The organism is Achromobacter semiaridum, from assembly GCF_053543755.1.
This window is the reverse complement of sequence record NZ_JBLVOL010000056.1, coordinates 11,464-21,758: the sequence shown is the minus strand read 5'-3', so window position 1 is coordinate 21,758 and position 10,295 is coordinate 11,464. Positions and strand designations below refer to the sequence as shown.

Genomic DNA, 10,295 nt, shown 5'->3' with positions numbered 1-10,295 from the left:
GGCGCCGTGCTGCTGGGCAAGACCACCATGCCGGACTTCGGCATGCTGTCCTCTGGCCTGTCCAGCTTTCACGAACTGACGCGCAACCCCTGGGACCTGAGCAAGAACCCGGGCGGCTCCAGCGCCGGCGCGGGCGCGGCGGCGGCGGCCGGATATGGCCCGCTGCATATCGGCACCGACATCGGTGGCTCGGTGCGCCTGCCGGCCGCGTGGTGCGGCATCGCCACGCTAAAGCCCAGCCTGGGCCGCATTCCCATCGACCCGCCCTTCATGGGACGCTGCGCCGGCCCCATGACGCGCACCATTACCGATACCGCGCTGATGATGGGCGTGCTGTCGCAGCCCGACGCGCGCGACCACATGAGCTTGCCTTTCCAGGACTTCGACTGGCTGAACCTGGCGCAAGACGTCAAGGGCCTGCGCATCGGCCTGCTGATGGATGCGGGCTGCGGCCTGCCGCTGGACCCGGAGGTGCGCGATGCCGTGCAAGCGGCCGCGCAGGCCTTCGAAGCCGCCGGCGCCATCGTCACGCCGATGCTGCCCTGGATGACGCCCGACATGCTGGATGGCGTGGACCGCTTCTGGCGCACGCGATCGGCCATCGACCTGGCCGCGCTGCCCGAGGCGCGCCGCGCCAAGATCCTGCCGTTCATTCGCACGTGGGCAGAAAGCGGCGGCGGCCAAAGCGGCGAAGCCGTCTTCAAGAGCTACTACGAAACACTGAACGTGCGCGCCAAGACCGTGGCCGCCTGCGCGCCGTTCGACTACGTGCTGTCGCCCGTGGCGCCCGTGGTGGCCTACAACGCCGAGTGGCCGTCGCCCACCAATGAAGTGGCCACGACCATGCACCACATCGGCTTCACGCTGCCCTTCAACATGAGCGAACAGCCCGCCGCGTCGGTCAACTGCGGCTATACGCGCGCCGGCCTGCCCATCGGCTTGCAAATCGCCGGCGCGCGCTTTGACGACCTGGGCGTGTTTCGCGTGGCGCGCGCGTGGGAACAGATGCGGCCCGCGCAGCATCCGTGGCCGCAGCCGCCCAAGACGAACTGACTTTCCACAGCAACCACAGGAATTCCCATGCGTTGGCTATTGGCAATGATCAAGCACGAGACGAATACCTATTCGCCCGTGCCGACCCCGCTTGAACGCTTTTTCCGAGGCAGCCCCGACATCCTGGCCGGCGATCTAGCCATCAAGGCCTACGAAAACACCGACAGCGGGCTGGGCGGCTATATCGAAGTGGCGCGCCGCGAGGGCGCGGAGATGGTCGTGCCCGTAGCGGCCGAGTCCTGGCCCAGCGGCCCCACCAGCGCCGAGACCCACGAACGCCTGTGCAAGCTGGTGCTGGACCAGGTCAAGCTGGGGGGCTTTGACGCCATCTTGCTGGACCTGCACGGCGCCATGGTGGCCGAAGGCGTGGAAGACGCCGAGGGCGACCTGCTGCGGCGCCTGCGGGAAATCGACCCGACGACGCCGGTGGCCGTCACGCTGGACATGCACGCCAATATCTACGACGACATCGTGCGCAACGCCACCGTCATCAGCGGCTTTCATACGTATCCGCACGTGGATATCCGCGCGGCCGGGGTGCGCGCCGCCAACGTCATCGCGCGCACGCTCAAGGGCGAGATCAAACCCGTCATGACCTGGGCCAACAAGCCCATGCTGCCGCACATCATGTGCCAGGGCACCCATGCCGCGCCCAACGGCCCCTTGCAGGAACGCTGCAAGGAACTGGAAGCGGGCGGCGTGCTGGCGGCGTCGGTCTTTGTGGGGTTTCCGCATGCCGACATCCGCGAAGCGGGCCTGAGCGCCGTCGTCTGTACGGACGGCAATCTGCAACAGGCCGAGAAGCACCGCGACGAACTGCTGGAACGCGCCTGGGCCGGTCGCGCCGAGTGGGTGTTTCACCCGGAGCCCCTGGCCCCTACCATCGCGCGCGCCAAGCAGATCGAACAAGGCCCCGTCGTGCTGCTGGACCACTACGACAACACGGGCTCGGGCGGCACCATGGATACCACCGCCGTGCTGGCCGAAGTGCTGCGCCAGGAATTGGACAACGTGGTGTTCTACGCCATCTGCGACCCCCAGGCCGCGGAACAGGCGGCCGCCGCGGGCGTGGGCAAGACCATCACGATCAAGCTGGGCGGCAAGCTGGCCATGCCGGCCATCAAGGAACCCAGCGAACCGCTGGAAGTCACGGGCCGCGTCAAGCTGGTGTTCGACGGCGTGTACCTGAGCCGCGGCCCGATGTACCGGGGCGTGCGCAACGACACCGGGCTGACGGTGGTGATCGATACCGGCCGAGTCGAAATCGTGGTGGTATCGCGCCACCAGGAACCCTTCGACATCAATTGCCTGTCGTCCGTTGGCGTTGACCCGTTGCAAAAACGCTATGTGGTGCTGAAAAGCCGGGTGCACTGGCGCGCGGGCTTCTCGGCAATGGCCACCGAGGTCATCGAATGCACCGGCGTGGGCGTCACCACGTCGGACTACAGCCAGCTAGAGTTCAAGCACGTGCGCCGGCCGATATACCCGCTGGACCCGCTGTAACCCCACATTCAGCAAAATTGTCGACAAAAAGGCCGGCGTGGTTCGCCGGCCTTTCATTTTGAAATCTTCAGTAACTGCGCGCACGGTCGGGCGTCGCACCGCGTCGGTATACTCCGGCGCGGGCCCTTACAGGCCGATGAATACGTGTATGCCGGCAGCCGCGTCTGGAAGACCAGCCGCGACGGCGCAAAGCGCTGTCTGCCGGATATGACTCGATAATCAACGAAAAAAGCAGACGATGAAAAAGAGCGTAGCGATCACCCTCGGTGTGGTCATAGTGGGAGCGGGAAGCTGGGTTGGCGCCACGTGGTACACCGGCAAACGCATTGAGGAAAGCTCGCAACGCCATCTGGCAGAAGCCAACGAAAAACTGGCCAAGCTGACGCCGCTGTTCGGCCTGCGCATCGACCAGCTCAAGTACGACCGCAGCCTGTTCTCGACGCAGGCGCGCTATGGCCTGTCGCTGGTCAAGAACGACAAGAGCCCGGACGCCATGCCTGCCGGCATGATCGAATTCGATGCCGTCATCGAGCACGGCCCCTTCCCCAAGACCGCCCTGTCGCAAGGCGCGCTTGCGCCCAAGCTGGCGTTCGTGCACGCGGAAATCGCCAAGACCGACAACCTGAAGGAAGTGTTCGCACTGACCAAGGATGTGTCGCCGCTGATCAGCGACGCCATGGTGAGCTACAGCGGCACGACCACCTCCACGGCGAAGATCGCGCCGGTCTCGACGGCGCTGCAAGGCAACGCCATCGACTTCAGCGGCATGGTCATCACCGGCAGCTTCGACCGTACGCTGCAAGCCGTCGTCGCGCATGGCGTGATGGACAAGCTGGCCATCGACGGCTCCAAGAGCAACGACCCCGTCATCATGTCCATCGCCGGCCTGACGATGGACGTGAACAGCCGCATGGGCAAGTTCGGCGTGTCGATGGGCGATTCGGACCTGAAGATCAAGCGCATCGACGTGACGCGCAAGGGTGACGACGTCAAGCTGTCGCTGGATAACTTCGGCTACGGCGTGAAGCTGTCCGAAGACGACAAGTCCATCAACGTGCAGGCCGCCTATCAAACCGGCGACATCACCGTCAACGACGTGGCGCTGGGCAATGGCCAGGCCGTGATCAAGCTGGCCAAGCTGGACGGCCAGGCCGTCAAGCAACTGTCGGACACGTACAACCAGCTGTTGCGCCAATACATGGCGCAAACCGAAGACGAAGGCCTGAAGGACGAGCAGTTCCAGACGATGCTGGACAGCGCCGGCAAGTTGTTGGCGGGCAACCCGTCGTTCAGCATCGACCCGATCAGCTGGAAAACCGCCAAGGGCGAAAGCAAGCTGAACTTCACGCTGGACCTGGCCAACCCGCCCGACGTCAAGAACCTGACGCCGCAGGAAATTGCCGCCAAGGCCATCAAGCGCATCGACGCCACGCTGATCATTTCCAAGCCGATGGTGCAGGACCTGGTCGCACAATACGCCGTCAAGAAAGAAGGGCTGACCCCGGAGAAGGCCGCCGAGGACGCCGACCAGACCGTGCGCCAGATGTCGGGCATGGCTGAAATGTTCAACGTGGGCAAGAACGACGGCGACAACATCGTTGGCAAGTTCACGTTCGCGGACGGCATGGGCAACTTGAACGGCAAGGAAATTCCCGCCGACGAATTGTTCAGCGGCCTGCTTGGCGCCGCCGGCATGAATTCCATGGACGACGACGAAGAAGAGTCCATGCCCGGCATGAACGAGCAAGAGCCGGCCGACGGGGCAACGCCCGCCGTCGGCGTGATGCAGGACTTCAGCCTGGACACCGTCAGCGCCCTGCTGGACGACATGGGCATCACCGCCAACAAGCAGGATGGCGACGAAGGCCCCGTGCTGATCCTGGACCCGGGCACGACCGGCGCCAGCGATCTGCGCCTGGAATTCCTGTGCAACGACTTCACTGAAAAGTGCCTGGACCTGGTCATGACGGCCACGTACAAGACCAAGAAGCCGATGTCGCTGAAGACCATCAACAGCTGGAACCAGGAATACCGCTGGACCCGCGCCTACCTGGACAACAAGAACCAGGCCGTGCTGCAAATGGACATGAACGCGGAAGGCGGGATCGGCAAGGACAACCTGCAAATCCTGTTGAACACGTTCATCAGCATCGCCGAAGACTTCAACGCGGCGGCCCAGGCGGCGCCGGCCAAGTAAGACGCACGGCCGATATCGATACGGGCAAGCGCCCAACAAAAAGCCTCCATCGCAAGATGGAGGCTTTTTTTATTGCCGGGCGCCAGGGCCCGGCGTGTCGTCGTTACGCGTAATGCACTACGCGTAGGCTTCGATCGGCAAGCACGCGCAGACCAGGTTGCGGTCGCCGTAGGCGTTGTCCACACGGGCCACCGGCGGCCAGTACTTGGCCTCGCGCAGCGACGCCACCGGGTAGGCGGCCTGCTGGCGCGGGTAGTCGTGCAGCCATTCTTCGGCCAACAGCATCTGCGCGGTGTGCGGCGCGTTCTTCAGGACGTTGTCCTCGCGGTCGCGTTCGCCGCGCTCGACCTGGGCGATTTCTTCGCGGATGGAGATCATCGCGTCGATGAAGCGGTCAAGCTCGGCCACGCCTTCGGATTCCGTGGGCTCGACCATCAGCGTGCCCGCCACCGGGAAGCTCATGGTGGGCGCGTGGAAGCCGTAGTCCATCAGGCGCTTGGCGATGTCCTCGGCGCTGATGCCGCTGGTTTCCTTCAACGGGCGCACATCCAGGATGCACTCGTGCGCCACGCGGCCATTGCGGCCCGCGTACAGCACCGGGTAGTGGTCGCGCAGGCGGGTGGCGATGTAGTTGGCGTTCAGGATGGCCACTTCGGTGGCGCGGCGCAGGCCGTCGGCACCCATCAGCGCGATATACACGAACGGAATCGGCAAAATGCCGGCCGAACCGAAGGGCGCGGCCGACACCGGGCCGACCTTGGCTTCGCCGGGCAGCTTGCCCTGTTCGTTCACCACGCCCGGCAGGTACGGCGCCAGATGCGCGCGCACCGCCACGGGGCCCACGCCGGGGCCGCCACCGCCGTGCGGAATGCAGAACGTCTTGTGCAGGTTCAGGTGCGACACGTCGGACCCGAACTTGCCCGGCTGGGCCACGCCAACCATGGCGTTCATGTTGGCGCCGTCCAGGTAGACCTGCCCGCCGGCCTGGTGGACCAGTTCGCAGATTTCAGTGACGGCTTCCTCGAACACGCCGTGCGTGGACGGGTAGGTGATCATCAGCGCGGCCAGCTTGTCGCCCACTTGTTCGATCTTGGCGCGCAGGTCGGAAAGATCGACGTTGCCGTTGGAATCAGACGCCACCACCACCACGTCCATGCCGGCCAGTTGGGCCGACGCGGGGTTGGTGCCGTGGGCCGAGGCCGGGATCAGGCAGACGTTGCGCTGATGCTGGCCGTTAGCCTGGTGGTAGCCACGAATGGCCAGCAGGCCGGCGTATTCGCCTTGCGCGCCCGAGTTGGGTTGCAGGCTGATGTTGTCGTAGCCGGTAATTTCGCACAGGGCGGCGGACAGGCGGTCGATCAGTTCGTTGTAGCCCTGGCTTTGCGAGGCGGGCGCAAACGGGTGGATCAGCGCGAATTCGGGCCAGGTGATGGGGATCATCTCGGCCGTGGCGTTCAGCTTCATGGTGCACGAACCCAGCGGGATCATCGTGCGGTCCAGCGCCAGGTCCTTGTCGGCCAGCTTGCGCAGGTAGCGCAGCATGTCGGTTTCGGATTGCACGCTGGAGAAGACGGGGTGCTTCAGGATGGCGCTTTCGCGCGCGACCGATGCGGGAATGCCGCCGGCGGCGGCCGCGTCCAGCGCGTCGATATCGAGTTCGACGTCGTCGCGTTCCAGGCCGGCGGCGAACACGTTGACCAGCGCTTGCAGGTCAGCGACGGTGACGGTTTCGTCCAGCGACACCGCCAGGCGCGCGCCATCGACGCGGCGCAGGTTGATGTGCTCGCACTCGGCGGCGGTCAGGATGGCCGGGGTGGCGGCGCCGGTTTCCAGCAGCAGCGTATCGAAGAACGTGTCGTTCACGACCTTCACGCCCAGCTTGATCAGTTCACCACGCAGGATGGCGGTGCTGCGCTGCACGCGCTGGGCGATGCGGCGGATGCCTTCCGGACCATGCCACACGGCATACATGCCGGCCATCACCGCCAGCAGCACTTGCGCCGTGCAGATGTTGGACGTGGCCTTCTCGCGGCGGATGTGCTGTTCGCGCGTTTGCAGCGCCAGGCGCATCGCCGGGTTGCCTTGCGCGTCTTTCGACACGCCGACCAAACGGCCGGCCATGTTGCGCTTGAAGGAATCCTTGCAGGCCATGAAGCCGGCGTGCGGGCCGCCAAAACCGAACGGCACGCCAAAGCGTTGCGCCGATCCGATGGCGATGTCCGCGCCCCACTCGCCCGGGGCGGCCAACAGGGCCAGCGCCAACAGGTCGGTGGCGCAGGCGACCACGGCGCCTTGCGCGTGGGCGGCTTCTGCCAGCTTGCGGTAGTCGGACACCGAGCCGGTGCTGTGCGGGTATTGCAGCAGCACGCCGAAGCATTCCGGCAGGCCCTGGGCTTCGTCGCCCACGGTGATTTCCAACCCCAGGCCTTCGGCGCGCGTGCGCACGACTTCGATGGTCTGCGGATGCACGTGGCGCGAAATGAAGAACACCGGGCTTTGCGACTTGGCGCCACGGCGGGCCAGCGTCATGGCTTCGGCGGCGGCCGTGCTTTCGTCCAGCAGCGAGGCGTTGGAGATGTCCAGCCCCGTCAGGTCGGCGACCATGGTCTGGTAGTTCAGCAGGGCTTCAAGGCGGCCTTGCGAGATCTCGGGCTGGTAAGGCGTGTAGGCCGTGTACCAGGCGGGGTTCTCAAGAATGTTGCGCAGCACGACGTTGGGCGTCTGCGTGCCGTAGTAGCCCTGGCCGATGTAGTTGCGATAGACCTTGTTGCGGCCCGCGATCTGCTTCAGTTCAGCCAGCACGTCGGTTTCGCTGCGCGACGGCGGCAGCGCCAGGGGGGCCTGGCTGCGGATCTTGGCGGGAACGACTTCGTCGATCAGGGCGTCCAGGCTGGGGCTGCCAATTACTTGGAGCATGGCGGCCTGGTCGGCGTCGGACGGGCCGATGTGGCGGGGAATGAAGTCGGTATGGGTGTCTAGGGCGCGCGACATGGGGACTCTCGGGTGGTGGTGCATCAGGCCGGCGCGCCACGAGGTCGGCGCGCCCGGCTCGAACCGGCTTCTTAGCCGTTGGCGACGGCTTCGTAGCCGGCGGCGTCCAGCAGCTTGTCGGCATCGGCGGCGTTGACCGGCTTGATCTTGAAGATCCAGGTGGTGAAGGCCGATTCGTTGATCAGGCTGGGGTTGTTTTCCAGCTCGTCGTTGAAGGCAACGATTTCACCGTTGACGGGTGCGTAGATGTCCGAGGCGGCCTTGACCGACTCGACCACGCCGGCGGTTTCGCCTGCGTTCAACTTGGCGCCAACCTTGACGTCGCCAACGAAAACCAGGTCGCCCAATTGGTCCTGGGCGGTATCGGTGATGCCGACGACGAACACGTCGCCTTCAGCTTTGACCCATTCGTGGGACTGGGTGTACTTGCGATCGGTGGGCAGGCTCATGGGAAATCCTCTAGGGAATGCGGGTAGATGAATGGTGTTGCGCGCCTCGTGCGAGCGGCGTGTGCATCAACTGGCAAGGCCGTTCGCGCGAAGCTTCGAGTTTACGAGTGTTCGACGGCTTTGCCGTTACGCACGAAGGGCAGCTTGCAGACCAGGGCGGGCACCCATTTGCCGCGGATGTCGACTTCGACCGTGTCGCCCGGACGCACGCCTTGCGGCAGGCGGGCAAAGCCGATCGACACGCCCAGCGTGGGCGACATGGTGCCGCTAGTGAGTTCGCCCGTGCCTTGCGCGCAGCGCACGGCCATGTGGGCGCGCATCACGCCGCGCTCTTGCAGCTTCAGGCCGACAACGGCGGCGGGGGTGGCGAATTGTTCCAGCGCCTCGCGGCCGATGAAGCGGCGCTCGGCGTTCTTGAGCGACACGGTCCAGGTCAGGCCGGCCTGGTCGGGCTGGGTCAGCTCGTCCATGTCCTGGCCATACAGGTTCATGCCGGCTTCCAGGCGCAGCGTGTCACGCGCGCCCAGGCCCGCCGGGCGCACGCCCTGGGCGGCAAGGTCGCGCCACAGTTGCACGACGTCAGAGGCGGGCAGGACAATTTCAAAGCCGTCTTCGCCGGTGTAGCCGGTGCGGGCGACCAGCGTGTCGTCGCCCACGCGGGCGGCGACAAACGGCGTCAACGCTTCGGAGGCGGCTTGCCAGGCCGGGCGGGCGGCCCAGACCTTGGCGCGGGCGTTCGGGCCCTGCACGGCCACCATGGCCAGGTCGCGGCGCGGGGTGATGGCAACGTCGAAATTGCCGGCCTGCTTCACGCGCTGCATCCAGGCCACGTCTTTGTCGGCGGTGCCGGCGTTGACGACCACGCGCCATTCGTCAGCGGCAAAGAAATAGATGATCAGGTCGTCGATGACGCCGCCCTGCGGGTTCAGCATGCACGAATACAGCGCCTTGCCCGGCACGGTCAGCTTGGCGACGTCGTTGGCGACCAGGCGTTGCAGGAAGGCGTAGGCATCGGGGCCGGCCACATCCACGTTCAGCATGTGGGACACGTCGAACATGCCGGCATCCTGGCGCACCGCGTGGTGTTCCTCAAGCTGCGAGCCGTAGGCCAAGGGCATGTCCCAGCCGCCGAAATCGACCATTCGGGCGCCGGAGGCGATGTGTTCGTCGGCCAGCGGGGTGCGTTTGAGGGTTGCGGACATGCGCGGAAACTCCGGGACGGCAATGGCTTGCCAGGGTTACGGAATGCCGGTCGTGACAAGCGGACTGCGCCCGCACGGCATCGGCTGAATCTTCCGCCCCTCTGTCCTTTTGCCTGAGAGTTGCCCCGCGCGTGGCGGGTTTGCACCTTCGGCGCCTGGGCTGCTCGCTGTGTCCCGAATTCGGGGCGGCGCCAGGTCTCTCCAGAGTACTGTTTTGCCGCATCCACACGGTAAAACCGGGACAGGGCAAGCATGTGCGATATCGGTTACCTGAGCGATTCTGGGCGAATTGCGCCTTCGGCGGCGACCCTGCTGGCAGGGGCGCTCTCTCCCGCAAACATGCGTGACAGCGGCGCCAAGCATACAACGAAAACAAGCACCGGAAAAGCGCGATTTCGGGGCCCGGCCCCTTGGTAAACCGCTGCCGGGAACGCGCGCCAAGCGTGGCGCCAGCGCCGGAACTAGCCCAGCGCCGTGTCCAGCAGCATCATCAGCACAAAGCCCAGCATCAGCCCGCAGGTGGCGTAGACCTCGTGCCCCTTGCGGTGCGATTCGGGAATGATTTCGTGGCTGATCACAAACAGCATGGCGCCCGCCGCAAAGCCCAGCCCCCAGGGCAGCAGCAAGACGGACCAGCCGACGATGGCGGCGCCAAGCACCGCGCCCAGCGGCTCGACCAGACCCGACAACATGCCCAGCGCCACGGCGAAGGCCCGCTTATAGCCGGCGGCCAGCAGCGCCACCGCAACGACCATCCCCTCGGGAATGTCCTGGATCGCGATGCCCGTGGCCAGGGCGGTGCCCGCCACCGGGTCGCCCCCCGCGTAGCCGACCCCGATGGCCAGGCCTTCGGGCAGGTTGTGCAAGGTGATGGCGATGACAAACAACCAGGCGCGCCGC

Annotated in this window: 7 protein-coding genes and 2 riboswitches; of the genes, 3 read left to right on the top strand and 4 right to left on the bottom strand. The window is 65.6% G+C overall.

Annotated elements, in window-relative coordinates; genetic code table 11:
• The 3 genes from ACNPP0_RS16065 to ACNPP0_RS16055 form a co-directional block, all read left to right on the top strand.
• A partial coding sequence (locus ACNPP0_RS16065) for an amidase (protein WP_448706441.1) occupies positions 1–1,053 on the top strand: 1,053 nt, incomplete at its 5' end.
• Between the two features lie 27 nt (positions 1,054–1,080).
• Complete coding sequence (locus ACNPP0_RS16060) at positions 1,081–2,556, top strand: M81 family metallopeptidase (RefSeq protein ID WP_448706440.1); 1,476 nt, start codon at positions 1,081–1,083, stop codon at positions 2,554–2,556.
• A 238-nt stretch (positions 2,557–2,794) separates the two neighbouring features.
• Entirely contained in the window at positions 2,795–4,753 is a 1,959-nt protein-coding gene (locus tag ACNPP0_RS16055) for a DUF945 family protein (RefSeq protein WP_448706439.1), read from the top strand.
• A gap of 117 nt (positions 4,754–4,870) precedes the next feature.
• Here the strand turns inward: ACNPP0_RS16055 and gcvP are convergent, their stop codons facing one another.
• From gcvP to ACNPP0_RS16035, 4 genes are all read right to left on the bottom strand, one after another.
• Entirely contained in the window at positions 4,871–7,744 is a 2,874-nt protein-coding gene (gene gcvP / locus ACNPP0_RS16050) for an aminomethyl-transferring glycine dehydrogenase (RefSeq protein ID WP_448706438.1), read from the bottom strand.
• 71 nt (positions 7,745–7,815) lie between these two features.
• Positions 7,816–8,193: a glycine cleavage system protein GcvH gene (gene gcvH / locus ACNPP0_RS16045; RefSeq protein WP_046805102.1), complete on the bottom strand. Its 378-nt coding sequence runs from the start codon at positions 8,191–8,193 to the stop codon at positions 7,816–7,818.
• Positions 8,194–8,294: 101 nt separating this feature from the next.
• Complete coding sequence (gene gcvT, locus ACNPP0_RS16040) at positions 8,295–9,395, bottom strand: glycine cleavage system aminomethyltransferase GcvT (protein WP_448706437.1); 1,101 nt, start codon at positions 9,393–9,395, stop codon at positions 8,295–8,297.
• A gap of 91 nt (positions 9,396–9,486) precedes the next feature.
• A riboswitch (glycine riboswitch) is annotated at positions 9,487–9,610 on the bottom strand.
• Positions 9,611–9,642: 32 nt separating this feature from the next.
• Positions 9,643–9,739, bottom strand: a riboswitch (glycine riboswitch).
• Between the two features lie 117 nt (positions 9,740–9,856).
• On the bottom strand, positions 9,857–10,295 hold a 439-nt coding region (locus ACNPP0_RS16035), incomplete at its 5' end, for a ZIP family metal transporter (protein ID WP_448706436.1).

What these genes read in the sequence shown, in the direction of transcription:
- ACNPP0_RS16060 (WP_448706440.1), top strand. Translation starts at nt 1,081, where the DNA reads ATGCGTTGGCTATTGGCAATGATCAAGCACGAGACGAATACCTATTCG.
- ACNPP0_RS16055 (WP_448706439.1), top strand. Translation starts at nt 2,795, where the DNA reads ATGAAAAAGAGCGTAGCGATCACCCTCGGTGTGGTCATAGTGGGAGCG.
- gcvP (WP_448706438.1), bottom strand. Translation starts at nt 7,744, where the DNA reads ATGTCGCGCGCCCTAGACACCCATACCGACTTCATTCCCCGCCACATC.
- gcvH (WP_046805102.1), bottom strand. Translation starts at nt 8,193, where the DNA reads ATGAGCCTGCCCACCGATCGCAAGTACACCCAGTCCCACGAATGGGTC.
- gcvT (WP_448706437.1), bottom strand. Translation starts at nt 9,395, where the DNA reads ATGTCCGCAACCCTCAAACGCACCCCGCTGGCCGACGAACACATCGCC.